Source organism: Parasutterella muris (assembly GCF_009767915.1).
GTDB classification, from domain to species: Bacteria; Pseudomonadota; Gammaproteobacteria; order Burkholderiales; family Burkholderiaceae_F; genus Parasutterella; species Parasutterella muris.
The window spans coordinates 20,361-44,391 of sequence record NZ_WSRP01000018.1; the positions used below are offsets into that span (position 1 = coordinate 20,361).

General features: G+C 52.3%; 21 protein-coding genes and 2 pseudogenes. 5 read left to right on the plus strand and 18 right to left on the minus strand.

All coding sequences use genetic code 11. The features are described 5' to 3' along the window. Window positions 1-5 precede the first annotated feature (5 nt). A complete protein-coding gene (locus E5987_RS06860) occupies window positions 6-737 on the plus strand; it encodes a pseudouridine synthase (RefSeq protein WP_160335357.1) in 732 nt (243 codons plus the stop codon). A 222-nt stretch (window positions 738-959) separates the two neighbouring features. Next, window positions 960-1,748 carry a transporter substrate-binding domain-containing protein gene (locus E5987_RS06865; protein WP_160335358.1) on the plus strand — a complete coding sequence of 263 codons (789 nt, stop codon included), beginning with the start codon at window positions 960-962 and terminating at the stop codon, window positions 1,746-1,748. Between the two features lie 54 nt (window positions 1,749-1,802). Here the strand turns inward: E5987_RS06865 and E5987_RS06870 are convergent, their stop codons facing one another. The 8 genes from E5987_RS06870 to E5987_RS06905 all read right to left on the minus strand — a co-directional run bounded on the left by E5987_RS06870 (window position 1,803) and on the right by E5987_RS06905 (window position 13,124). Beyond that, a complete protein-coding gene (locus tag E5987_RS06870) occupies window positions 1,803-4,892 on the minus strand; it encodes an efflux RND transporter permease subunit (RefSeq protein WP_160335359.1) in 3,090 nt (1,029 codons plus the stop codon). Between the two features lie 33 nt (window positions 4,893-4,925). Continuing rightward, entirely contained in the window at window positions 4,926-6,026 is a 1,101-nt protein-coding gene (locus E5987_RS06875; RefSeq protein WP_160335360.1) for an efflux RND transporter periplasmic adaptor subunit, read from the minus strand. 124 nt (window positions 6,027-6,150) lie between these two features. Then, complete coding sequence (locus tag E5987_RS06880; RefSeq protein ID WP_160335361.1) at window positions 6,151-7,368, minus strand: multidrug effflux MFS transporter; 1,218 nt, start codon at window positions 7,366-7,368, stop codon at window positions 6,151-6,153. A gap of 98 nt (window positions 7,369-7,466) precedes the next feature. Continuing rightward, entirely contained in the window at window positions 7,467-8,486 is a 1,020-nt protein-coding gene (locus E5987_RS06885; RefSeq protein WP_160335362.1) for a YeiH family protein, read from the minus strand. Then, entirely contained in the window at window positions 8,465-10,294 is a 1,830-nt protein-coding gene (locus tag E5987_RS06890) for an aminopeptidase P family protein (RefSeq protein WP_202074575.1), read from the minus strand. The genes E5987_RS06885 and E5987_RS06890 overlap by 22 nt, the downstream gene beginning before the upstream one ends. A 30-nt stretch (window positions 10,295-10,324) precedes the next feature. Beyond that, on the minus strand, window positions 10,325-10,681 hold the full coding sequence (locus tag E5987_RS06895; RefSeq protein ID WP_160335364.1) for a hypothetical protein: 357 nt from the start codon (window positions 10,679-10,681) through the stop codon (window positions 10,325-10,327). Continuing rightward, on the minus strand, window positions 10,674-11,774 hold the full coding sequence (locus E5987_RS06900) for a 3-deoxy-7-phosphoheptulonate synthase (RefSeq protein ID WP_202074572.1): 1,101 nt from the start codon (window positions 11,772-11,774) through the stop codon (window positions 10,674-10,676). Before E5987_RS06900 ends, E5987_RS06895 begins: the two co-directional genes overlap by 8 nt. 87 nt (window positions 11,775-11,861) lie before the next feature. Further along, a complete protein-coding gene (locus tag E5987_RS06905; RefSeq protein ID WP_160335365.1) occupies window positions 11,862-13,124 on the minus strand; it encodes a DEAD/DEAH box helicase in 1,263 nt (420 codons plus the stop codon). Between the two features lie 133 nt (window positions 13,125-13,257). Between E5987_RS06905 and E5987_RS06910 the strand changes: the two are divergent. After that, window positions 13,258-13,602: pseudogene (locus E5987_RS06910) on the plus strand (FKBP-type peptidyl-prolyl cis-trans isomerase); the annotation flags it as partial. A gap of 135 nt (window positions 13,603-13,737) precedes the next feature. Here the strand turns inward: E5987_RS06910 and pdxY are convergent. The 6 genes and pseudogenes from pdxY to rsfS all read right to left on the minus strand — a co-directional run. Further along, window positions 13,738-14,601, minus strand: a complete 864-nt coding sequence (gene pdxY / locus E5987_RS06915) for a pyridoxal kinase PdxY (protein WP_160335366.1) — start codon at window positions 14,599-14,601, stop codon at window positions 13,738-13,740. 88 nt (window positions 14,602-14,689) lie between these two features. Then, window positions 14,690-15,223, minus strand: coding sequence for a chromate transporter (locus tag E5987_RS06920; protein WP_160335367.1), 534 nt, complete (start codon window positions 15,221-15,223; stop codon window positions 14,690-14,692). After that, window positions 15,220-15,822 carry a chromate transporter gene (locus tag E5987_RS06925; protein ID WP_160335368.1) on the minus strand — a complete coding sequence of 201 codons (603 nt, stop codon included), beginning with the start codon at window positions 15,820-15,822 and terminating at the stop codon, window positions 15,220-15,222. Before E5987_RS06925 ends, E5987_RS06920 begins: the two co-directional genes overlap by 4 nt. Before the next feature lie 70 nt (window positions 15,823-15,892). Then, window positions 15,893-16,492, minus strand: a complete 600-nt coding sequence (locus E5987_RS06930; RefSeq protein ID WP_308645412.1) for a Maf family protein — start codon at window positions 16,490-16,492, stop codon at window positions 15,893-15,895. Window positions 16,493-16,497: 5 nt separating this feature from the next. Continuing rightward, window positions 16,498-16,965 carry a 23S rRNA (pseudouridine(1915)-N(3))-methyltransferase RlmH gene (gene rlmH / locus E5987_RS06935; protein ID WP_160335369.1) on the minus strand — a complete coding sequence of 156 codons (468 nt, stop codon included), beginning with the start codon at window positions 16,963-16,965 and terminating at the stop codon, window positions 16,498-16,500. Between the two features lie 50 nt (window positions 16,966-17,015). Further along, window positions 17,016-17,354 (minus strand): annotated as a pseudogene (gene rsfS / locus E5987_RS06940) (ribosome silencing factor); the annotation flags it as partial. A 215-nt stretch (window positions 17,355-17,569) separates the two neighbouring features. Here rsfS and E5987_RS06945 point away from each other — a divergent pair. Continuing rightward, window positions 17,570-18,694 (plus strand): metallophosphoesterase, encoded by a 1,125-nt coding sequence (locus tag E5987_RS06945; protein WP_160335371.1) that lies wholly within the window; start codon window positions 17,570-17,572, stop codon window positions 18,692-18,694. Between the two features lie 45 nt (window positions 18,695-18,739). Here E5987_RS06945 and nadD read toward each other — a convergent pair whose 3' ends face one another. From nadD to E5987_RS06965, 4 genes are read right to left on the minus strand one after another with little or no spacing between them, the layout of a single operon-like run. Then, the gene (gene nadD, locus E5987_RS06950; protein ID WP_160335372.1) at window positions 18,740-19,378 is read right to left on the minus strand and encodes a nicotinate (nicotinamide) nucleotide adenylyltransferase; all 639 of its coding nucleotides are present in this window, start codon (window positions 19,376-19,378) and stop codon (window positions 18,740-18,742) included. A gap of 2 nt (window positions 19,379-19,380) precedes the next feature. Next, window positions 19,381-20,106, minus strand: coding sequence for a hypothetical protein (locus E5987_RS06955; RefSeq protein WP_160335373.1), 726 nt, complete (start codon window positions 20,104-20,106; stop codon window positions 19,381-19,383). Window positions 20,107-20,111: 5 nt separating this feature from the next. Continuing rightward, window positions 20,112-21,389 (minus strand): phosphoribosylamine--glycine ligase, encoded by a 1,278-nt coding sequence (gene purD, locus E5987_RS06960; protein ID WP_160335374.1) that lies wholly within the window; start codon window positions 21,387-21,389, stop codon window positions 20,112-20,114. Between the two features lie 35 nt (window positions 21,390-21,424). Beyond that, complete coding sequence (locus E5987_RS06965) at window positions 21,425-22,147, minus strand: YebC/PmpR family DNA-binding transcriptional regulator (protein WP_160335375.1); 723 nt, start codon at window positions 22,145-22,147, stop codon at window positions 21,425-21,427. A gap of 601 nt (window positions 22,148-22,748) precedes the next feature. Between E5987_RS06965 and E5987_RS06970 the strand changes: the two genes are divergently transcribed. Then, window positions 22,749-24,020, plus strand: coding sequence for a nickel-dependent lactate racemase family protein (locus E5987_RS06970; RefSeq protein ID WP_160335376.1), 1,272 nt, complete (start codon window positions 22,749-22,751; stop codon window positions 24,018-24,020). Window positions 24,021-24,031 lie beyond the last annotated feature (11 nt).

Consider the following 24,031-nt stretch of genomic DNA (forward strand, 5'->3'; position numbering starts at 1 on the left):
TTCTTATGTGCACTGATCAAAAACCGCTCTTGAAGGTCCTATATCAGGACGACTGCCTTGCGGTTGTCTCAAAGCCGGAGAAGCTGCTGACGCACCGCACGGAGATCGCCAACGGAGACCAATATTTCGCGCTGCAGCTTGCGCGGGATTTGTTTGGGAAACGGGTCTGGCCGCTCTACCGACTGGATCGGGGCACTTCCGGCGCCTTGATGTTCGCCTTTGATCCGCAGACTGTTTCAGCGCTCGCTCAGCAGACGCATGAGACGTTTCAGAAGCAGTATTTTGCGATTGTGCGAGGCACTTCCGAAAAAACAATGCTGATTGATCACGCGCTGAAGCCGCCCGTGGACCCGTATCTTCGTGTTCAGAAAACTGAAGCGCAGGAGGCGAAGACGCTTTTGACAACGCTTGCGAGCGCAGAAGTCCCGGTTTCAAGCGGCAAATACGAAACCACGCGGCTTTCATTGGTGAAACTTGAACTTTTGACCGGGCGGCGACATCAGATTCGACGTCATATGAAATTTATTGCGCATCCGATTATCGGTGATGCGACATACGGTAAAGGTCCTCTGAATCGCGCTCTTGCAGAGTATTTCGGAAGGGATCGACTGTATCTTCACTGCTGCGGGATTTCATTTCTGCACCCGCGGACCGGAACGCGTGTCAGCATTACCGATCGTCTTGACGGAGACTTTGCTGAAACGGTAAAACAGCTTAGGTGGGTAAACTACATTTAAACCATACTTAAAAATCTTTCTTCTTTATATTTATATTGACTCGTTTGATAGAATATTCGGCTGTTTTGAGATAACTCTGAGAGATTCTTTAATTTAACCGATAACAGTCGAATTTGAGCGAAGAAACGAGAATTAATCCCTATTTAGATATAAAAATAGGGAAATATTCTATTTTCGACGTTTGATTCGTTATACTGAATGAGCGATAGGGAGAATGATTTTATGAAACACAAGAAGGTAGTAACCGCCGTTCTGGTCAGCTCGCTTGCAGCCGTGACCCTGACATTTGCCGGCTTGTCCGAAGCTCGTTCTCTTCAGGAAATTAAAGCGTCGGGCGAACTGCGTGTCGGTTCAACCGGCGATTACAAACCGATGAGCTACCTCAACAAAGAAACCGGAAAATATGAAGGCTTTGACGCCGAGATGGCAGATTCTCTTGCCAAGTACCTTGGCGTGAAACTGGTCTATGTTCCGACAAGCTGGCGTACGCTGCAGGATGATACTCAGGCCGACAAATTTGACGTCGCGATGAGCGGTATTACTGTGACAGACGCGCGAAAGAAAGTCATGACTATGTCCGACGGTTATCTGACGTTTGGCAAGACAGTGCTTGTCACCAAGACGAAAGCCGACAAGATTCGCGGTCTGGATGACATCAATAAGCCGACGGTTCGCGTGATGTACAACCCAGGCGGAACGAATGAGAAGTTCGCCAAAGAAATGACACCGAAGGCCGAACTCATTATGTATGAGCATAATGCGGAGATTCCAGGCCTGGTCGGCGAAGGCAAAGCCGACGTCATGATTACCGAGACGATGGAAGCTCGTCGCTATGTCAAAGATAATCCCAAGCTTGCCGCACCTCTGGTTGACAAACCCTTTACCGAGAACCACTTCGGCGTTCTGATGAAACAGGGTTATCCGCACCTGGAAGCCAGCGTTAACGACTGGATGAAGAAGATCAAAGCAGACGGAACCATGGACAACTGGGAAAACAAGTACATCAAGTAAACTGCTTTGATTCATAAGCAAAAGGCGCCGAATCGGCGCCTTTTGCGTTAGTTCTTATTGACGTCTCTTTGAATTCTTGGCAACAAACCAGGTAAAGAAGACCGGGATGAAGATTGTCGCGATAAAGGTGGCCGCAATCATGCCGCCCAATACGCCGGTACCCATGGACTGACGGGCGGCAGCGCCCGCGCCTGTCGCCGTGGCAAGCGGAATCACGCCGAGAATGAAGGCGAGCGACGTCATCACAATCGGGCGTAAACGCAGCTTGGCGGCTTCCAGAGCTGCGTCTTTAAGCGCCAGACCTTCCTCAAGCTTCTGAGCCGCAAATTCCACAATCAGAATGGCGTTCTTCGCGGTCAGACCGACAAGGACCAGCAGACCGATCTGGAAGTAAATGTCGTTGGTGAATCCTCGGAAATAAATCGCGATTAAGGCGCCGAGAATAGCGTAAGGCACCGCAAGCACGACTGCGATCGGCAGCGACCAGCGTTCAAACTGCGCGGCAAGAATCAGGAACACGATAATCAGACCGAATGCAAAGGCGTAGGCCGATGTGGTACCGATGCGTTTTTCGTGGAAGGCCTGACCGGTCCAGTCGACGTAGTAGCCGTCCGGAAGTTCCTCCGCGCTTTGTTCAACCGCGCGGATCATGTCGCCCGTCGAATAGCCGTGCGCCGCGTTCGCGGTCATAGAGGCGGCAAGGAAGCCGTTTTCTCGTTTCAGAGACTCAGGTCCGGAAATACGGGTAATGTGGGTCAGAGAGGAGAGCGGCACCATTTTTCCGGAGTCGGAGCGAACATAGAGTTCACCGATGGATTCGGGTGTCATGCGGAACTGATCGTCCGCCTGAATAATGACTCGGAAAATCTTGCCGATACGCGTGAAGTCATTCACGTATTTACTGCCCATGAAGTATCCGATCGTGTTGTAGACGTCGGAAATCGCAACGCCCATGGCAAGTGCTTTGGCTTCGTCAACCGTGAGATAAAGCTGAGGCGCGTCTGCCTGGAACATGGCTCGGCTTGAAGAAATCTCCGGCAGGATTTCAAGCTTTTCCTTGAACTCCTGAGAGACCTGCTGCAGCTGGATCGGATCGTCCGATTCGCGGGACTGGATGTAAAAATCCAAGCCGCCCGAACGTCCTAAACCGCGGATCGGAGGCGGATTGACCGACTGACCGACAAGGTCGGTTCTCTTGTTGAGCAGTTTCTGGATTTTCTGTCGAACCTCTTCTGCAGTCTCGGTGCGCTCTTCCCAAGGCTTGAGCTGTACAACCATGGAAGCCGCGTTGGACTTGGTGTCGTTTGCGACCGTGTCATTGGCGACCAGAGCGGTTACGTTATCGACAGACTCCAGATCTCGAATTTCTTTATTTAACTCCGTAACCGCTTTGCCGGTGCGGACCAAAGAAGAGCCTTCGGGCAGCTGCATGGAAACACGAAGCAGACCTTGGTCTTCGCGCGGAACAAATGAGGTCGGGATAATATCCATGAGTTTCCAGCATCCCACAAGAACGACAGCCAGAAGTACTGCGGTAATCCAGCGGTTGTTCAGATTAAAGTGCACGCCCCGGATGAAGAATTCCCGGAAATGATCAAACCCAAGATTAAACAGCTTGAAGACCGCCATCTTCTTTTCATTCTTGCGCAGCAGAATGGCACAGAGGGCGGGAGTCAGCGTCAGGGCGACAAAGCCCGAAAGAATAACCGAGATACCGATGGTGACTGCAAACTGACGATAAAGTTCGCCCGCGATGCCGCCGAGGAAGGCGACCGGCGTAAATACCGTCGTCAGCACGAGTACGATTGCGATCAGCGCGCTGCCGACTTCTTTCATGGCTTTCTGAGACGCTTCATACGGATCAAGATCATCGTCTGACATGATTCGTTCGATGTTTTCAAGTACCACAATCGCATCGTCGACGACGATACCGATGGCGAGCGTCATTGCAAACAACGTCAGGGTATTGATCGAGAAGTTCAGAACCCAGAGACCCGCCATTGTGCCGATCAGCGATACGGGAACTGCCAGCATCGGAATGAGTGTCGCGCGCCAGCTCTGCAGGAAAACAAACACGACGATGAGCACCAGGAGTCCCGCCTCAAAGAGTGTATGAAGGACTTCATTCAGCGCGGCTTCAACAAATCGTGAGTTGTCGTCTGTGATGACATAGGCCAGGTCATCCGGAAAGTGCTGAGAGAGTTCGGTCAGACGTTTTTTTACATCAATCGCGGTCTGCATGGCGTTGGCGCCGGACTGCAGATAAACCGCGAATGTGATTGAAGGTCTTTCGTTCAGCTGGTTGTACGCTTCATAGCTGCGGTTGCCGACTTCCACGCGCGCAATATCTCGGATGCGTACGATACCGTCAGCGCCCTTGGATCGAACGGTAATATTGCCGAACTCGTCCGGTGTGAGAAGTTGTCCCTTGGTGCGGATGGTATAGACGAGCTGCTGTTCTTCAGGGGTCGGCGCAACACCGACTTTACCAGTCGCATACTGGTAGTTCTGTTCCTCAATCGCTTTTCTGACGTCGATTGCTGTGACGCCGAGTTTGGCCATTTTCTTCGGGTCAAGCCAGATACGCATCGCGCTCTGCGAGTTGCCGAAGACTTCCGCGTCTCCGACACCGTGCACGCGTTTAATCGCGTCAATAACGTTCTGATTGACGTAGTCGGCCAGCTGAATCGGTTTATATTTGCCGTTCGGAGAGTAAAACGGCACCAGCATCAGTGTCTCTTCGCTTCGTTTGCGAACGTTGACGCCGTTCTGACGAACCGAGTCGGGAAGCCTGCGTTCAGCGGACCGAACTCGGTTGTTGATTTCAAGCATCGCATCGTTCGGGTTGGTCCCCACTTCGAACGTGCAGGTAATGCGGACCATACCGTTGGAGCGGATGGCGGTTTCATAGTAGAGCAACCCGTCAATACCGGAGAGCTGATCTTCGATCGGAGCCGCGACCGTCTTTGCCAGAGTTTCGGCATCCGCGCCCTCATAAGAGGCGGTCACGAAAACAGTCGGCGGAGTAATTTCCGGATACTGCGAAATCGGAAGTGCACGCCAGGCTAAAAGACCCGCGATGACGATAAGGATGGATAAGACCGAAGCGAAGATGGGACGTTTGATACAAAATTGCGAAAGCATGAACTTCTCTCCGAGGGATTTTGAACGCGGGTTTTATTTTTTCTGAGCCGCTTCTTTTTTATTGACGGCGGCTTTATCTCGAAGTTTCTGTATCTGGTCAATAATTACTTCGTCTCCGTCATTCAGGCCGGATGTGATAATCCAGTCAGTACCCTGCCAGCGGCCAACCGTAACCGGTCTCTGACGCGCTTTTCCGTCACTGTAGACATAAACGCTGTAGGTGCCGTCCGAAAGCTGTCGAACCGCGCTCTGAGGAACGAGAAAGACGCCGTCCTGTTCACCGAGCGTGAGATGAACTGTGACGTATTGTCCCGGAAGTAAACCGCTGCTTTGCGGAATCACAGCGCTTAGAGAACGCGCACCGGTTTCCGGGTCGATCTGCGTGGCGGTGAATTCAATAACGGCCGGTGTCTCCTGCCCGTTTCTGTCATCAACGACAGAAACCGGAGAATGATCATTCACGGAGTATCCGTGCAGATCGTTGTCACTCAGAGAGAATCGAACTTTAAGCAAATTGTCCTGTGTGATATCGGTAAGCGCAGTGGAGTTAGCGCTTACTAACGCACCCGGATTCACTAAGGCTCGGCCTGCAATACCGTCGACAGGGGCCTTAACCTCTGTATATCCAAGCGTGATTTCCGCCTCTCTTTGTTTGGCCTGAGCCGCCTGCAGATTCGCTTTGCACAAAGCGAGTTCGCTGACAGCGTCGGTATATTCCTTCTCGCTGACCGCTTCCGATTTATGCAGCTTGGTGTAGCGGGCGGCTTCTCGAGAAGCCTTTGCTAGACTGACCTCAGCCTGAGCAACCGCGGCTTTTGCGCTTTGCAGCGCGGCATCAAAGGGTGCCGGATCAATCATGAAGAGTTTGTCGCCTTTTTTTACGAGCGCGCCTTCCGTATAGTCTCTGGAAATAATCGGCCCGGTTACCTGAGGATAAACAATCACGGCCTGCTGACCTTCCGTCTGGCCGAAAAGATCGACGACATAGGGCTGGCTGCCTGAGACTGCCGTGAGCGTGGTCACGGTCAGCTGAGTCTGCTTAGGGGCACTCGCTTTTTTTTCTCCGCAGCCGCCGAGCGCGAACAGAACGGCTAGGGAACAAAGAATGATTGAGGTCGGCTTGAGAAAATGCATTTTTTATTTCGGATCCATCCTGATAGTTTAAAGATAACCGAAAGCCGTAGAACTTTGTACTGAAGCTCTCGGGATATCCCCAACAACATTCTGAAATATAAACATTATTTTTCAAAAAAATCGCTTATTCGACGACGTCGGCGTGGCGGATCTGTCCCGTCAGGCGGCTGAGAATCCAGAAAGCGATGGAGACGGCGGTGCAGATTGCAAGAGAGACGGACATTTTCACGAGTGAGCCGAAGAGCAGCGGAGCGATCAGACCTGAGATCACGGCAAAGACGACCGTCTGGCAGAACGCTACGAGCGAGCTTGCCAGACCAAGGGTCTTGGGACGCATGCTGAGTGACATGATCGTCATGCCCGGACGGGCAATGGACATGCCGAAAATGCACAGCGTGACTGGGAAGAACATGTAAGGTACGCCCAAATAGTCGTCCAGCCAAATCGAACAGGCCAGGTCGGCAGCTGCGCCGATGGTCATAAAGGTCAGACCGAGATTGACAATCAGGGGCGTCGAGAATTTACGCGCGAGTCGGCCCGAAAGCCAGCTGCCGAAAACCGTACCGGAAATCATTGGGATGAACAGCCAGCCGAACTGCGTGACCGGCATGCCGAGGATTTTGACAATGATGTTGCTTGCGCAGGCGATATAGGTTGCCTGACCGCCAAAGGAAAGTCCGGTGCTGAAAGCGGCAAACATGAAGGACTTGTCTTTTAACGTATCCCGATACTGTTCGGCAAGATTTTTGAAATTCACCGGCTGACGTTTCTCAGGCGGAAGGCTCTCAGGAAGTGCGCGCCAGGTCAGCAAGATCATAGAGGCGGCGTACAGCATTATGAACACGAAAACAAAACGCCAGCCTAAGTGGTCCGAGATAGCGCCGCCGAGAATCGGAGCGATCGCAGGCGCAAGCGAGAAAACCATCGCAATATTAGCCATGAGCTGCTGAGCGGTTGATCCGCCGTACAAGTCCCGCACGACGGCTTGTCCGATCACAATACCGGCTCCCGCGGTTAGTCCCTGCAGCCCTCGGGCAATCAGCAGACATTTGAAATTCGGCGCGCAGGCCGCAAAAAGAGACGAGCCGAAAAACAGCATGAGTCCGCCGATGATAATCGGCTTGCGGCCGAACATATCGGAGAGCGTTCCGTAGATGAGCGTCATGACCGCAAAGGTAATCAGATAGATGGAAAGCGTCTGCTGAACCAGCGCCTCCGGTGTGCCGAACTCGACTTCAATTTCCTGAAAGCTCGGCAGATAAGTGTCTGTAGCAAAAGGGCCGATCATACCGAGACCGGCCAGCGTAATAGTGACAAGCCAAATAGAGTTCTTTTTATTCATATGCGTGGTTTGAGATTTATGGTGAGAATTGTAATCGTTACGGACAGGGATAAAAAAGACCCGAATAATTTCGGGTCTCTGTACTGCACGGGTTTAAATCAGCCTCTGATTAAGAAGATGCCGATGATGACCCAGAGGAGAAGGAAGATCGTGTCGATGGACATGAGAACGATCGGAGTCCAGCCGACTTCTTTCAGTTTGCCGAGCGAGGTCTTAAGGCCGAGGGCGGAAATTGAAATCAGAATAAAGAGTCTGGAGATTTCGCCCAGCGCGTTGGAAACTTTGACCGGAATAACGCCAAAGCAGTTCAAAGCGGCAAGTGCGATAAAGCCGAGCAGGAACATCGGAATATTCTTGTACCAGGGCTTTGCCTTTTCCTCTTCTTCACGGTGCTGTTTATTTGCGAAGATAAACATGAAGATAATCAGGATCGGGATCAAAAGCGCGACACGAATCATCTTCGTCAGACTCGCGATCTCAAGCGCGTCCGGTCCGATCATGGCGCCCGCACCGACCACCTGGGCGACGTCATGAATGGTGCCGCCGAGGAAAATACCCGCGTCCACATGATTGAATCCGCACCACTGGGAAATGAACGGATAAAGCACCATCGCAAGCGTTGAGAGCGCAGTCACGGTAACAACAATCGCAAGAAGCGCCTGTTCACGAAGCTGTTTTTTATCCAACGTCGCCGAAAGCGCAATCGCGGCGGAGGCGCCGCAAATCGCAGTAGCGGCAGCCGCTAAGGTACCTTCGGTAATCGGCCACTTGGAAAAGCGTGTGATAAACGCGCCGAAAAGCAGGGTGGCAAAGACGCCTCCGATAATCATACAGAGCAGCGCGGGCGAGAGAAGTCCGAGTTGGTCGGCGGTGATTTTGGCGCCGAGCAGACCGACACCCCAGCGCAAAATCGTGGTGGAGCTGAAATTGATGCCGGCAAGCGTTCTCTTATCCTCAGAAAGGAAATGAAAAGCCATACCGATCAAAAGCGCGAAAAGAACTGCAGGACCGCCGTAGTGCTCAGAGACAAACAGCGATGCAGCGCCGATGATGACGGCCATCAGGGTCCCGCGCCAACGGGTTTCCAACCAGGTTTTTAAATTTGTTTTTTCAGACATTCGCATAAATCCTTAGTCTTGCCCTCCAACCATTGCGCTGTTCTCTCGTCGAGGAAGGGAGACAAAGTGTCTCGAACAGTCTGATGGTAGGAGTTGAGCCAACGTACTTCTTCGGGTGAAAGAGCTCCGACATTGACAGCCCGGAGATCTATCGGGCAAAGGGTCAGAGTCCTGAACCTGAGGAAACGACCGAACTCATTTTCGGCGGTCAGCTCATTGGCAAGGAGGTTTTCTATGCGGATACCCCATTTTCCGGGACGGTAGAGTCCGGGCTCATCGCTCGTGACCATTCCCGGGAGCATGGCGCTGTATCTGGATATCAAGCTGTCCCCGACATTGATTCTCGGATAACTAATCCTTTGCGGTCCCTCGTGTACATTAAGGAAAAAACCTACACCGTGTCCTGTCCCATGCCCAAAATCGGCAGTATTTTGCCAAATCGGACGACGGGCGATCGCGTCAATTGCCTGTGAGGAAACGCCTTCGGGGAAAATTGTTGTTGCAAGACAAATAGTTGCACGCAAAACAGATGTGTAGTCTGCTTTCATCTGTTCGCCCGCTTCACCGACCAAAATGGTACGGGTGATATCAGTGGTTCCTTCAGCGAACTGAGCGCCCGAGTCAATCAAAAGGAAACCGCTGCCTTCGATTTTCGCACCTCTGCCCTCAGGCTGATAGTGCGGCAGAGCGGCATTGGGGCCGAATGCTGAAATCGTCTCGAAGCTGAGCGAAACAAAGCCCTCAAGCTCGCTTCGGAATTCATTTAACTTCTCAGCCGCGTCCGCTTCAGTCAGACCCTCATGGATGTGATCGTCAAGCCAGGCGTAAAAGCGCACGAGTGCAACGCCGTCTTTAATCATGGCTTTTTGAATCAGCTCAATCTCCTCGGGTGTCTTTTGGGCTTTAAGAAGTTCAATGGGATTGATATCCTCAATCACCCTGACGTGCTCCGGAAAGATTTCAAAGAGCGAAGCATTGAGTTCTTCAGGATCGGCTAAAACGGTACACGGATCAGAGTTCGAGAGAATTTTTTCGATTTCTTCAATCGCGCCCTGATAATTGCAGAGGGTTACGCCGTCCTGCTCGAGTTTTGTGCGCAGCTCCGGTTTGATTTTGTTCAGCGCGGCAAAGAGAAAGGCTTTTTGATCGCTTCCGATCAGCGCGTAGGAATAGAAGACCGGATTGCAGGGGACGTCAGAGCCTCTGAGATTAAAAACCCAAGCGATATCGTCGAGTTTGGACGTTAAAAGCCAATCGGCGTTTTTTTCTTTGAGGGCTTTTGCGGCAGCGGCAAGTTTCTGAGCGCGGTTTCTCGGAGAGACGGAGTGCTCGTAAATTTCCGTGCAGGCCGCCTGAGGCCGGTTATCCCAAATCACGGCCGCAGGATCCGAGTGCAGAATTGAAAGAAAGAGCTTCTTTTCTCTGAGTTCCGAGGATAATTTGTTCACAGCTGCTTTCGAGATGTTTTCTCCGAAGATGCCGATCACGCAGTCGCTTGCGCAGTTTTGAGCAAGCCAATCGGCGATCGCCTTTGCATAGGAGCAGTTCAGACGAACTAATTCGATTTCTGTCCCTTCGAGCTGCCTTTGCGCCTGCTCCCAATAGCGGGAGTCTGTCAAAAGCGCGCAGCGATCCGATGTGACCACAAGGGTGCCAGCGGAACCCGTAAATCCGGAGAGCCACTTGCGCAGCGCATAATGTTCGCCCACATACTCGGAAGCATGCGGGTCGGCTGTGGGAACGATCCAGCCGTTAAGCCCTAAGTTCTGAAAAAAAGAACGAAGTTTGCTGAGCCGCACGGCTGTCATGCTGTCCACTGCCGGATCCTCCTAAAACAATTAATAGACTTTGCGCATGGTCACGGTCAGCTGAGAGCCGCTTTCTTCACTATCGACTTCCTGATGACCGATACGGATGGTTTCCACTCTCCAGCCCGCGTCGCGAAGCTCGTTCATGGTCGCGACCACGTCCAGGTCGGGGCATTCAAATGAGAAACCGCCGAGCTTCATGCCGGCGGAGAACAACCCGGTTCCTTTGCAGACGGCCTGAGTTCTCAGCGGCGCGTCAATCAGAGGGTCGAGTCCATCTCTATCGGCTTTCGCTTCAAAAGGGGAGCGGTGCGACGGAGCAGAGGTACAGCCTGCGAGAATCGCCGCGGCAAGCGCCGCGGTGAGAAGAAGAATGCGTTTAACCATTTAATTTCTTATCCAAAAGACGACGGTGCGTGGTTCTTAAAGCATGTTCCGTGGCCTCCCAGTCAATACACGCATCGGTCACGGACACGCCGTATTTCAGCTGACTCAGATCATCCGGAATCTTCTGATTGCCGGCAAAGAGGTTGCTTTCCAGCATAACGCCGCAAATCGCCCGGCTGCCGTTGATGACCTGTGTGATGACGTCGCGCAGCACGAAGGGCTGCAGGTCCGGATTCTTCATGCTGTTGGCGTGAGAGCAGTCGATAATGAGGCGCGATGCGACGCCCGCTTTCTTCAAAGCCTCTTCGGCAAGCATGACGCTCACCGTGTCAAAGTTCGGACGTCCGCCGCCGCCTCTGAGAACGAGGTGGCTGTAGCGATTGCCCTTAGTGCGGACGATGGAACTTCTGCCGTCTTCATAAATACCCAGGAAGAAATGGCCCTGACGACTCGCTTTGACCGCATTAATTGAGGAATCAAGCTGACCGTCGGTGCCGTTTTTAAAGCCGACCGGTGCGGAAAGCCCGCTCGCCATTTCTCTGTGCGTCTGACTTTCTGTGGTTCGCGCGCCGATAGCATACCAGCTGACCAGCTCGCCGAGGTACTGCGGACCGAACGGATCGAGCGCTTCAGTGGCGACCGGAAGACCCATTTCATTGATCTTGATCATCAGTTCGCGTGCCCGCAGCATGCCTTCGGCCATCTGGAACGAGTTGTCCATGTGCGGATCATTGATAAAGCCTTTCCATCCGGTGACGGTACGCGGCTTTTCAAAGTAGACGCGCATCACAGGCAGAATGGTTTCGGAAACATGCTCGGACAGCTTCAGAAGTCTCTCCGCATATTCGAGCGCGGCCTTCGGGTCGTGGATCGAGCACGGACCGGTAATGACAAGAAGCCGATCGTCGATATTGTCGAGAATCTTCTTAATGTCTGTTCTGCTTCTATTGACGGTTTCAGCTGCCGCCTCGGTCAAAGGAGCAAGACGCTTGATTTCTGCGGGAGAGGGCATCGGAGAAAATCCTTCAATATTGATGTCTTCTAAAGAAAATCCCGCTTGAATTTTTACTTCGTTCAGATCTGGAGTCTTCATAACCTATTGTTCGTCGATTTGTCTTTTAGCTGAACTTCAATTCTAAGAGGATAGGCACACCCTGCCCGAATTCTGAAGAAGGAATTGTTAAATTTGCTGTTTTCCTGACTTTCTCGGAGCGGACCTGCGAGAATTCTTTGCGGGACGACGCTTCTGGGACGCACGCTTAATCGCTTTTTTCTTGGGCGGCTCCTGCTGAGGTTCGTTCTCTTTCGAGTAGTCCATTCCGGGAAAATCGGTCAGGCGAAGCGGCTTCTTAATGAATTTCTCGATCGCTTTAAGGCGGTCAAGCTCTTCGGAGGACACAAGAGAGAAAGCCTGTCCGCTTTCTCCCGCGCGTCCGGTTCGGCCGATTCTGTGGACATAGTCTTCTGCCTGCTGAGGCAGCTCATAATTTACAACCTGAGGCAGCTTTTCAATATCGAGACCTCTGGCAGCGATATCGGTCGCGACCAGAATCGGCAGTTCGTGATTCTTGAATTCTTTCAGCGCGGTGGTTCTTGCCGCCTGAGACTTATCGCCGTGAATCGCGCGCGCCTTCAGGCCGTCTTTGGTGAGCTGCCGGCAGAGTTTATCTGCGCCGTACTTCGTGCGTGTGAAAACCAGCACCTGATCCAAGCCGTTGTCGACGATCAGATCGCGGAGCGCAGTATGCTTTTCTGATTTGGGAACGCGGTAGAGCGTCTGATGAACTGAGGCGGCATCCTGATTTCTTGCGATTTCAACTGATCTCGGCTCTTTCAGGAAGTCGCCTGCGAGTTTGCGGATTTCCAGAGAGAACGTTGCGGAAAACAGCAGTGTCTGACGATCTTGCGGGAGCGCTTTGACGATTCTCTTCAGATCCGGCAGAAACCCCATGTCGAGCATGCGATCCGCTTCATCAAGAATCAGTGTATGCGTCTGAGAGAGATCTGCCATTTTCTGGCTCATCAGATCAAGGAGTCGGCCCGGGGTAGCCACGAGAAAGTCGAGCCCTTTAGCGATAGCGGCTTTCTGCGGGTTGATGCCGACCCCGCCAAAGACAACGGCCGATCGAATGTTCATGTGCGCGCCGAGCTGGTCAATCGTCTCAAGCACCTGAGCGGCAAGCTCACGAGTCGGAGTGAGAATCAGAACTCGAGCAGACTTCTTTTGATACTTTGTGGGATTTTCCGCGATATCCTGAAGAAGCGGCAGAACAAACGCGGCGGTTTTCCCGGTTCCGGTCTGAGCTGCCGCAAGAAGATCGTGTCCGTCTCGGACTAAAGGGATCGCCTTAACTTGGATCGGCGTCGGTTTTGTGAAACCGCTGTCTTCGATCGCCCGGACAATCAGCGGATGGAAATTAAATGCTTTAAATGAGTCTGACAATTGAACACCTCCAAACGCATTAGAGTGTATCGCAGCGGGAGGGGCTCAAACTGAGGGAGACCCCGAGTTCGGGTAATAAGAAAGGTATAGATTGGTAAAACTAAATAACCGAAATCAATTGGAGGTTAGGTAAATGTTTGGTATTGATACGCAAGATCTGAAAGAACTGAAGATTGTGGACGTAAAAGTCGGCACCGGCGCTGTTGCGACACCCGGTGAACTGGTTCGCGTTCACTACACCGGCTGGCTGGAAGACGGAACAAAGTTTGATTCGAGCGTCGACCGCAATCAGCCGTTTGAATTTCCGCTCGGCGCCGGATATGTGATCCAGGGCTGGGATAAGGGCGTTGACGGAATGAGAGTCGGCGGAATCCGCCGTCTGTTTATTCCGGCCCAGTACGGATACGGCTCCAGAGGCGCCGGTGATGTGATTCCGCCGAATGCGACTCTGATTTTTGAAGTTCAGCTTCTTGGCGTCAAAGACAAAGGCAAATGGCAGCTGGCAGAAGACGTGATTGAGCCGGTTTCCGCTCCGAACGTCGCTAAGTAACCATTTACTTTCAACAAAAAATCCCGGTCGCGCGCCGGGATTTTTTTGTTAGGGCCTGATGAGCTAGATTTCTTCAGCCTTAAAGATAGTGCTCGGTGTGAGGATTTCCTTCTGAGCGTCAATGAGCGGCAGATCTAAGTCATTGTCAGGCGCGGCGCTGACCAGACCGTAAAGCGTACTGACAGCGCCTTCAAGGGCCGCTTTGGCGGAATGCGTGTTGAGATAAATACCGAAAGAAGAAGCGGCGAAGACATCTCCCTGGCCGTTGGGCACGGCCTTCTGAGAGATAAACGGCGTGCGCACCGTCCAGGCTTTGTCAGCCGTGACGGCAAGCGTCTCAATGAACCCCTGCGGAACGTCCTTGGTCAGCAGGCTGGTCACAAAAACGACTTTGCATCCTTTTTCAATAAACAGATTTCTTGCCGCTTCCACTGCATCCTGACGCGAAACAACGGGGCGTCCAAGCAGAAGCTCCAATTCAAACTGGTTCGGCGTAGTGATGTCTGCAAGTCCGTTCAGGAAATGCGCTTTCATGAATTCCGGAATTCCGGGACGAACAAACACGCCCGAGTCCGTGTCGCCCATCACAGGGTCGCACAGCCATATGGCGTTCGGATTCGCTCGTTTGATCTCTTCGGCTAAATGAAGGACAACTTTGCCGATGCCTGCGTCACCTAAGTAGCCCGAGAGCAGTCCTTCGCATTTTGGCAGTACGCCAAGCTCTCTGACACCTTCAATGACTTCTTCAATCATTTCGGCGGTAAACACCTGACCTCTCGTCTGAGGATGACCTGTGTGATTGGAAAATTCGACCGTGTTGATGACGATCGGAGTGAATCCTCTCAGCTGCAGAGGGAAGACTGCGGCGGAATTTCCGACAAAGCCGAAGGCGACATGGGACTGAATGGTGAGTACAAAACGCGGCATCTTGAACAACTATGGAGTAATCGAATCTATAGGAATCATATAGATAATACCTAGGTTGTTTCGCATTTTCCGTACAATTTTCCGCAAGTTAGGCAAAGACGCCTAATGCACCCAACACGCCGCCCGCGGCGATCAGAAGGATGAGCGGAAACTTTGTGCGCCACACGATCAGTGTCACGACGACTGCCCAGCAGACGGACTTCCAGTTGGTCAGATCTCCGCTGAGGAGCAGATAGGCGGTTGCAAAGAGCAGGCCGATGGCGACGGGTGCCATGCCGGACTTGTAGGCGCGGACAAGATAACTTGTCTTGTGTTCGCGCACGTAACGTCCGGCCGCAACCGCGATCAAAGAAAAAGGAATTGCTGTTCCGCTGAGCGTGGCAAGCGCGCCGAGAGGTCCGCACGCTGCCCATCCGAGTACGCCCGCGATCAGCATATTGGGGCCGGGAAGCGACTGCCCGAAAGCGACCGTCTTGGCAAACTGCTCCGGTGTGAGCAGCGCGGCAGTGTCGACAAGGTACGAATACATACCGGGAAGTGTGGCCATGAAGCCGCCGATCGCCATTATGGAGATGAGCGCAAAGTGAATGAACAGTCCAGCAAAAAGAGAGGCGGGAATCATTTGTGATGCTCCTCGACTTTAAGGAAACGGTACCAGGCCCAAAGCGAGAGCGGAATACCGAGAATCGGCAGAATGAAAAGCATGGAGATTTTCATGACGCCGACCGTGACGAATGTCAGTACAAGGCCGAGGATCCAGACAGGCGGTGTAATGATATTTTCCCGACAGTTATAGACGAGCTTGAGCGCGGCTCCCGCGACCATTCCGGCAGCGGAAGCAGCCATGCCGACAAGCGCCTGAGAGACAAGAGGGTTGTCGGAAAACTGCTGATAAAAAACGAAGACGCTCAGCATCAGCGTGCCGGGGACTGAGACCATGCCGAGAAAAGAGGCGAGCGCGCCTTTCCAGCCGAAATTGCGGTCACCGATCAGGATGGTCAGAATCATGATGTTCGGCCCGGGAAGTACCTGCGAGACGGTCAGCAGATCCAGGAACTGCGACTGGGTGAGCCATTTTTTCTGATCCACGAGAAACTGCTGAGCGATTGCAGTTGATCCGCCGAAGGCCTGAAGCGCCATCAGCGTGAAAGAGATATAGAGGTCCCAGCAGTTTTTGGGGCGGCAGACGAGACTGTCGGGACTAATGTCGGACGCGGACATATCAATAGGACTGTTTGGAAGAGAGCCTATTATTATGGTTCGCGCTAAACACTAAAAAAGAATTTGACGTTTAAAAATATGGGAATCCTGCGGCCTGCAGCAGCTGTACAGTTTCCATTTGAGGCAGCCCCATGATGCCGGAATAACTTCCGCAGATCTTTTCTACAAACGCGCCGGCTTTGCCCTGTATGCCGTAGGCGCCGGCTTTATCCATCGGTTCTCCGGTTGCGATGTAGGCAAGAATCTCCGCTTTTGTCAGCGGTCTGAATGTGACGTATGAGCGGGAAAGCGCTTCAAGCTTCATGTCATGCGAGACCGCGATCGCAACGGCGGTCAGCACTTCATGGGTTTTACCGCTGAACGCGGATAGAAAATCGTACGCCTGCTGCGTGTTTTCCGGCTTACCGTAAATGATGCCGTCCATGACGACGGTAGTATCGGCAGCGAGCACCGGGTGTACCGGCAGGCCGAGCCGGCTGAGTTCCTTAAAGCCCCATACAGACTTTTCCGAAGCGATTCTCTGAACGTAGTGATCCGCGCTTTCGTGTTCCAGCACATTTTCATCCACCGAGTCCGGCTGATCGCTCAGAAGCGTTTCAAAGCGATAGCCCCAGCGGGTGAGCAGCTCCTTTCTGCGGGGAGACTTGGACGCTAAATAGAAGTACGTCACGATCGTTAAGCTCGATGATAGGGATGGTTATGCAGAAGCGACCAGCTGCGGTAGAGCTGCTCGAGCAGCAGAACCCGCGCCATGGCGTGCGGAAGCGTGAGAGAAGAAAGCCGCAGCATGTATGAGCACTCGGCTTTCAGATTTGGATCGATCCCGTCAGCGCCTCCGATAATGAAAGCGATAGGGCGTCCCTGATCTCCCCATTTATTAACTTGCTGCGCAAGTTTCTGACTGGTCAGGTCGTGACCTCGCTCGTCCATGATTACGATAATCGCGTCACGCGGAATCGACGCGCGGATTCTCTCGGCTTCGGCTTCCATTACCTTAGGAATGGATTTGGTGTTTCGGTCTTCCGCCTTTACGGTTTTCAATTCAACCTTCCAGTCCGAGGGGAAGCGATGTAGATAGTCTTCGGAGGCCTCGGAAGCCCAGGCGGGCATTTTCAGGCCGACGGCGATAACGGTGATTTTCATGGTTGGACGCGATTCGGACGAAATTAAGCCTGAGCGCTTTCTTCTTCGAGGAGCTTCATGCGAACGGGATTGCCGCCCCAGAGTTCCTCCAGGTTGTAATAAGCGCGCAGCGTCGGCTGCATGATGTGAACGATGGCGCTTCCGCAGTCAACAAGCACCCATTCTCCGGTTTCAAGACCTTCGATGCCGACTGCTTCGCCGCCGTTCTCCTTCACTTCCATGAACACATGATGGCCGAGGGCGCGGGTCTGACGGTTCGAGTTGGCCGTAGCGACAATAACACGGTCAAAGAGAGCTGTCTGCTTGGAGGTGTTGAAGACCTTGATGTCCTGAGCTTTAACGTCCTCTAAAGCGTTGACAATGACTCTCTGAAGTTTGCGAATATCCATATATAAGTAGCCTTTTCTATTGACGAGGTTTCGTGTTTGTCGGGCAGAAACTGCTCGTCTTATTAATTCTGAACATAAACGAGATATTCTAAACATAGGCGGTCGAACGAAACGCCGGAATTGAAACAAAAACTAAAATTCTCTGAATAATCAGACAAGTACCCGGAAATTCGCATTGATATAATTTTCAGCCTAAACACCATAACGCTCAGACCATGTTTTTACTTTTTCCTTCGCTTTTTCTGGCGATTTATTCTATATGCAGCGGCGTTCTGCCTCTGAAAGTCTCTTGGCTGTGGAAGGCTGTGCTTTCGCTCATCATTTTGGCGATCGCTCTGAAATATCAGGCCTACTCCATCGGAGGAGGAACGTTTTTTGAGCCCTTTGTTAAGGGTAAGGCGCTGCTTATTTATGAAGCGCTTTACGGCGCCTTAGTTGTTTTGACGGCTCTTCTTTTCTTTAAAGACGTTTGCTCTCTTGCACTGTGGCTCTTGAAAAAGTGGGGTGTTTCGGTCGGTTTCAGCTTTAACAACAACACGATGCTTGCTGTGCTGATGGCCGTATCGGCAGCTGCGGGCTTTTGGGGTATGTGGGAAGCGATTCGCGTTCCCGATGTAAGAGCAGTCACACTTAAAGTTAAAGGGCTGCCGGATGCCTGGAAGGGTACAAAGATCGTTCAGCTGAGCGATCTGCACATCGGACCCGTGCAGGGTGCTGAGTGGCTGAGCGAAGTGGTGAAGAAAACCAACGCACTTCACCCAGACATGGTACTGATTACCGGAGACTTTATCGACGGAAGCGTGCCGAAAACTCTTTTTAAGCTCGAGCCTTTAAAGGAGCTGAAAACCAAGTACGGTGTTTACGCGATCCCGGGCAACCATGAATACTATTCCGGTTACGCCAACTGGATGAAAGCACTGTCTCAGCTGGGGCTGAATATGCTTCAGAATCAGAGTGCGGTTTTGAAGAAAAACGAGGCGGCTCTGATTGTGGGAGGAACGACAGACCTGGGTGCCTCCCGATTCGGATTAGAGGGGCCTGATTTGAAAAAGACGTTTGCCGGCACACCCGAGAATGCGACTAGAATTTTGCTGACGCATCAGCCGAAAACGACCAGCGGCAGCAGCGAGCGCGTGGACTTGCAGCTTTCGGGACATACGCACGGCGGGCATATTTTCTTCATGTATCCGATCCTTGCCTACTTTAATGACGGTATGGTTTCCGGCGCATACCAAAGATCCGATAAATTGGTTTACGTCAATCGCGGAACCGGCTTATGGAACGGCTTTTCGATTCGTATCGGTGTTCCCTCGGAAATCACCGACATAACTTTGGAGTAGTTCAGTCAAATAGAACGAAGAACAGACCCGCGTCAAGCGGGGCTCTTAGTTTTCGGCGCGGTAAAGGCCGTGTTCAAGAATGTATTGGTGAATTTGAGCGCTGAGCCCGGGAATCGGCCGATCGCGGGTCATTCCATTTGCGAGGGCTCTGCGGATTTGAGTGGAAGAGTAGGCGGCCGGTTCAAATTTTGCGACGCAGATTGAACCGGACGGCTCTTCGGAGCAGGCCGCGTCACTTGGCGGAACAATGGGAAATTTATCTCCGTAGGGATTCTCGCCCAAGCTGCCGTCCCGGGTGACAACAAATAAATTGGCCAGCAAAGGAAACTTTTGCCAGAGAATCCACGTCGTGAGGTTTTTCCACTGATCGCTGCCCATGACAAAAAAGATAGGAGTTTGCTCTCCGTATTCCCGTCTGAATGAGTAGAGCGTGTCAATGCTGTAGGAAGGGCCGCCTCGGGTCAGCTCTCTTGTGTCGGCGACCAGCTGATCTCTATAAGGTTCAAGCGCGGTCTCAAGCATGCGGAGTCGGTCTTCTTCGCCTGCTCTGGCGTTTTTTTGCCAGGGACGCGTCGGAACATAGAAGAGTTTGTCGAGCGAGAGCTCACGCACGGCATCGAGTCCCATTTCAACATGGGACTCATGAATCGGATCAAAGGTACCGCCGAAAATTCCGATGCGCAAAGCTATTTATCCTTGAATTCAATTTCAACAGAGAACAGCTTAAGGATTTTCTGTTTGTCGTTGAGCTCGGCGCCTAAAAAACCGTAACGAAGATTAAAACGATCCTGAGCTTTGTTCGCAAACCAGAACTTCCAGGGAGAGTCTTCCTCAGAGGCGCTCATCTGAGGAAGATTTTCTTTCTTCATTGCTGCCGCTGAAAGCGTGGTCCCGATCCGCAGGGGGCCGAAAGAGACATCCTGAAAGTTTTCCGCAAGAGCCGGACAAAGCTCACCGTCTTCTGTTACTGCTTCAGCTCGGGCTTCGGAAATCTGTCCGCGGGGGCCGACAATCAGCCAGATATTCTGTCCGATATAAACCGGTTCCTGTTCTTCGTCCGCCTTCTTTCTGCGCTTTGGTTTCGGAGCGTACGGATCGCTCTGAAGAGGAGCCGAGTAGCAGAGATAGTCCGTTCTATCGGGCAGGTGGTGCAGTTCTCCGCCGAACACTTTGGTGACAACTGAGAGCGGCGTTTGATCGAGAATGACCGGGAAATCGCCGAAGTTAATGACCGCTGCGGGATTTTCTTCGAGCGTAAATGTAGGAGAGTTAAGGCCCTCCGGGTAATTGAAGGGCCTCGGCGTGTTGTCCTGCGGATAAGGGGCGGGCAGAGGCGATGTGGTCTGCGCGAAGCAGGCCGCAGCCGAGCCCGCGATCAATGAAGCAGCAAGGGCAAACGTTGCAAATTTCATAAAGATTAGAGCGCTCTGTATCCGATGTCTTTGCGGTACTGCATTCCGTCGAAACGGATCTTTTCCGCGGCGCTGTAGGCTTTGTCCTTAGCGCTGCGAAGCGTATCGCCGAGACCGACGACGCAGAGTACGCGGCCGCCGCTTGTCAGCAGGTTGCCGTTTTCATCGAGTTTTGTGCCCGCATGGAACGTCATGCTGTCCTCGGTCGGCGCTTCGATGCCTGTGATGACATCGCCCTTGCGCGGAGATACCGGATAGCCGTGAGAGGCAAGTACGACTCCGAGCGCGCTGCGCGGATCCCACTCGGCAATGACTTTGTCGAGCGTGCCGTTAATGCCGGCTTCAACAAGCGCCGGGAAATCGCTCTTTAAGCGCGACATGATCGGCTGTGTTTCAGGATCACCGAAACGGCAGTTGAATTCAAGCGTTTTGACTGTCGGTTTACCGTCAGAATCGCGGTCAATCATGAGGCCGGCGTAAAGGAAGCCAGTAAAGACGATGCCGTCTTCCTTCATACCTCGGACGGTCGGAAGAATGATCTGATCCATCACGAGTTGGTAGACTTCGTCGGTTACGACCGGTGCGGGAGAGTAGGCGCCCATGCCGCCGGTATTGGGGCCTTCGTCGGCGTCAAGCAGGCGTTTGTGGTCTTGGCTTGTCGCCATCGGAAGCACGTGCTCTCCGTCCACCATCACGATAAAGCTCGCTTCCTCGCCGGTGAGGTATTCCTCGATAACGATGCGGGCGCCGGCAGAACCGAGTTTGTTGTCCTGAAGCATGAAATCAACAGCTTCATGGGCATCCTCCTCAGTCATTGCGACAACGACGCCTTTTCCGGCGGCAAGGCCGTCGGCTTTAATGACGATCGGAGCGCCTTTTGCACGCACATACGCATGTGCGGCTTCCGCGTCTGTGAAGGTTTCATAATCAGCCGTCGGAATCCCGTGGCGTTTCATGAAAGCTTTGGCAAAATCCTTGGAGGATTCGAGCTGAGCGGCTTCTTTTGTCGGTCCGAAGATCGGCAGGTTTTTCTCTCTGAAGAGATTGACAACGCCTTTAGCCAAAGGAGCTTCCGGCCCGACGAGGGTGAAAGCGATGTCGTTGGAAGCGGCGAATTCTGCCAATTCATTCAAGTCGGTGACCGCGAGGTTTTGGAGTTTTTTCGTCCGCGCGGTGCCGGCGTTGCCGGGCGCTACATAGACCGTCTCTACACGAGGCGATTGGGCAAGCCGCCATGCGAGTGCATGTTCACGGCCGCCGCTGCCAATTACCAATAGCTTCATAAGGGATTCTCTCGGTTGATTATTGAGGGATTTATTTATTCGATGACGGCGGTGGTGTACACCTGCTGAACGTCGTCCAGATCTTCAAGCGCGTCAAGCAGGCGCTGCATGCGTTCGCCTTCGTCGCCAGTAAGGACGGTTTCAGTGTCGCTGCGCCACGTGACTTCAGCTACTTCGGGTGTCCAGCCTTTATCTGCAAACGCTTTGTTCAGCGCTTCAAAAGCGGAAGGATCGCAGATGACTTCGATAGAGCCTTCATCTTCTTTGATTACGTCATCAGCTCCGGCGTCCAGAGCGACTTCCATGACTTCGTCTTCGTTCAGACCAGGCGCAAAAAGGAAGTAGCCGCAGTGCTTGAACATGAAAGAGACGCTGCCGTCTGTACCGAGATTGCCGCCGTTTTTGGAAAGGATATGGCGAACATCGGCAACGGTACGTGTACGGTTGTCGGTTGTGCAGTCAATGATGAGCGCAGCGCCGCCGACTCCGTATCCTTCGTAGCGAATTTCTTCGTAATTGGCGCCTTCGAGCTGGCCAGTACCCTTAAGGATGGCATTTTTAACGGTATCCTTCGGAACGTTGGCTCCGCGTGCCTTCAAAAGAGCAAGTCTGAGACGCGGATTCATGTCCGGGTCTCCGCCGCCCAAACGAGCGGCAACAATGATTTCACGAATTAATTTGGTCCAGATATTGGAACGTTTTGCATCCTGACGGCCTTTTCTATGCTGAATATTGGCCCACTTGGAATGTCCTGACATTGTTGAGTCCTTAAAGCTATAAAAGACAATCCTCCATTTTAGCAAATGGAGCCCTTATTCCTGTGTTTTTGCCGCTCGGGTCAGGCTCGAAACATCAGAAATTGAGTAACAAGCCGCGATGCAGCTCTCCTTTTGGAGAGAATTCATCTAACGAGCCCGCTAAAACCTGGTAGAGCCATTCATTGCGACCGGCATATCCCCGGCCTGCCTAAAGCACCGGTTTAGTCGGCGCCTCTTAGCCTGTTGTCTCTTCCAAGCGGGTTTGAATTTGCGCCGTACAGTTACGTCATCTGGTTAAGCAGCGATTTTTCGGCCGGATACTGAATGTTTGTGTACTGAAGTCTGTCCCGATTAAAGGCTATATCTATCGTCCGATGTCCTTTTAATCGATACTCTGCGGGCCGGTTTGTCGAATGAAGCTATCGGCCGAAAGTGTCTGCGAAGACGTGCAGGAAAAGATGTGAGTTTTGCGACGCCCAAGATGGTTTAGCTAATTTCAATGATCATATAGGAATTAACCCTGACTAATAATGCAAAATCCTGTTACTAGTGTCATGATTCACATTCGGTTACGTTTACTTAGCCGTGTCAGGAGAAATCAATGAAGAAATATGAATTTGCCTACGGAAAAGGCAAGAAAGAGATCGAGCTTGACGAGTCTCTCGTTCTCAAAGAAGTTAGAACTAATGATTTTGAGACCATTAAGGACATCCCTTATGAAGTACTCGAAGCGATCTACCATCCGATTGGATGTGCCCCGATCAATGAAATCGTTAAACCGGGACAGAAGATAGCCTTTATCTGTAACGATCCGACTCGAGTAGCAAATTCCTATGACTTTATGCCTGTGCTGGTCAACGAGATGAATAAGCTCGGCGTGAAAGACGAAGACATGCACATTGTTTTCGCACTGGGTACGCATCGTGAGATGACGCATGAGGAAATGGTTCAGGCCGTCGGAGAAAACGTCGCCTCGCGCCTCAGAATGTATAACAGCGTCAGCACCAATCAGGAGGACTTTAAATATTTCGGTACAACCTCTCGCGGTACGCCCGTGTGGATTAATCGCCATCTCTGTGATGTTGACCATGTCATTCTGACCGGTACTATTGTTCACCATTACTTCAGCGGATACGGCGGCGGAAGAAAGGCGATTCTTCCGGGCTGTGCTGCAATGGAAACAGTTCGCGTCAACCACAGTTTCATGCTTGATCCGCACGCCGGTCTTGGCAAGACCGAAGGCAATCCCTGCTACGAGGATCAGATGGAAGGTGTTGCTCTATTTGCAAAAGGACGCTCTCTCTTTCTTTTCAATGCAGTACTTAACGCCAAACATCAGTTCCTCAAGATGTTTGCAGGTGATTATGTGAAAGCGCATCAAGTTGCCTGTAAATTCGTGGATGAGGTTTACGGCAGTGTCATTCCGAAAGAAGCCGATCTAGTGATCGCTTCCTGCGGCGGCTGGCCGAAAGACATTAATGTTTATCAAATGCAGAAGACGATGGATAATGCGGCCTGCGCGGTGAGAAAGGGTGGCGCTGTGATTATGGTGGCCGAATGTGTCGAAGGCAGCGGGTCGGCTGTTCTTGAACAGGCCTGCCGCAGACTCGGTTCTCCTCAGGCGATTCGCGCCGAGCTTGAAAAGGATTTCCGTATTGGCGCAAATAAGGCTTATGCCGTGACGCGCCTGATGGAAAAAGCGAAGTACTACCTCGTGACCAAGCTTGACCGCGATATGGCCCGCGATATGCTTTTCTCCGGTGCTTTTGACACGATCGAAGAAGCGCTTGCCGCCGCAGAAAGCGAAATCGGCAAAGTTGAAAGCATGATTCTGATGCCGGAGGGTTCTCTCACTGTTCCGCGCGTGGAATAACAGGCTGAAAG

What these genes read in the sequence shown, in the direction of transcription:
- E5987_RS06860 (WP_160335357.1), top strand. Translation starts at nt 6, where the DNA reads ATGTGCACTGATCAAAAACCGCTCTTGAAGGTCCTATATCAGGACGAC.
- E5987_RS06865 (WP_160335358.1), top strand. Translation starts at nt 960, where the DNA reads ATGAAACACAAGAAGGTAGTAACCGCCGTTCTGGTCAGCTCGCTTGCA.
- E5987_RS06870 (WP_160335359.1), bottom strand. Translation starts at nt 4,892, where the DNA reads ATGCTTTCGCAATTTTGTATCAAACGTCCCATCTTCGCTTCGGTCTTA.
- E5987_RS06875 (WP_160335360.1), bottom strand. Translation starts at nt 6,026, where the DNA reads ATGCATTTTCTCAAGCCGACCTCAATCATTCTTTGTTCCCTAGCCGTT.
- E5987_RS06880 (WP_160335361.1), bottom strand. Translation starts at nt 7,368, where the DNA reads ATGAATAAAAAGAACTCTATTTGGCTTGTCACTATTACGCTGGCCGGT.
- E5987_RS06885 (WP_160335362.1), bottom strand. Translation starts at nt 8,486, where the DNA reads ATGTCTGAAAAAACAAATTTAAAAACCTGGTTGGAAACCCGTTGGCGC.
- E5987_RS06890 (WP_202074575.1), bottom strand. Translation starts at nt 10,294, where the DNA reads ATGACAGCCGTGCGGCTCAGCAAACTTCGTTCTTTTTTTCAGAACTTA.
- E5987_RS06895 (WP_160335364.1), bottom strand. Translation starts at nt 10,681, where the DNA reads ATGGTTAAACGCATTCTTCTTCTCACCGCGGCGCTTGCCGCGGCGATT.
- E5987_RS06900 (WP_202074572.1), bottom strand. Translation starts at nt 11,774, where the DNA reads ATGAAGACTCCAGATCTGAACGAAGTAAAAATTCAAGCGGGATTTTCT.
- pdxY (WP_160335366.1), bottom strand. Translation starts at nt 14,601, where the DNA reads ATGCCGCGTTTTGTACTCACCATTCAGTCCCATGTCGCCTTCGGCTTT.
- E5987_RS06920 (WP_160335367.1), bottom strand. Translation starts at nt 15,223, where the DNA reads ATGATTCCCGCCTCTCTTTTTGCTGGACTGTTCATTCACTTTGCGCTC.
- E5987_RS06925 (WP_160335368.1), bottom strand. Translation starts at nt 15,822, where the DNA reads ATGTCCGCGTCCGACATTAGTCCCGACAGTCTCGTCTGCCGCCCCAAA.
- rlmH (WP_160335369.1), bottom strand. Translation starts at nt 16,965, where the DNA reads ATGAAAATCACCGTTATCGCCGTCGGCCTGAAAATGCCCGCCTGGGCT.
- E5987_RS06945 (WP_160335371.1), top strand. Translation starts at nt 17,570, where the DNA reads ATGTTTTTACTTTTTCCTTCGCTTTTTCTGGCGATTTATTCTATATGC.
- E5987_RS06955 (WP_160335373.1), bottom strand. Translation starts at nt 20,106, where the DNA reads ATGAAATTTGCAACGTTTGCCCTTGCTGCTTCATTGATCGCGGGCTCG.
- purD (WP_160335374.1), bottom strand. Translation starts at nt 21,389, where the DNA reads ATGAAGCTATTGGTAATTGGCAGCGGCGGCCGTGAACATGCACTCGCA.
- E5987_RS06965 (WP_160335375.1), bottom strand. Translation starts at nt 22,147, where the DNA reads ATGTCAGGACATTCCAAGTGGGCCAATATTCAGCATAGAAAAGGCCGT.
- E5987_RS06970 (WP_160335376.1), top strand. Translation starts at nt 22,749, where the DNA reads ATGAAGAAATATGAATTTGCCTACGGAAAAGGCAAGAAAGAGATCGAG.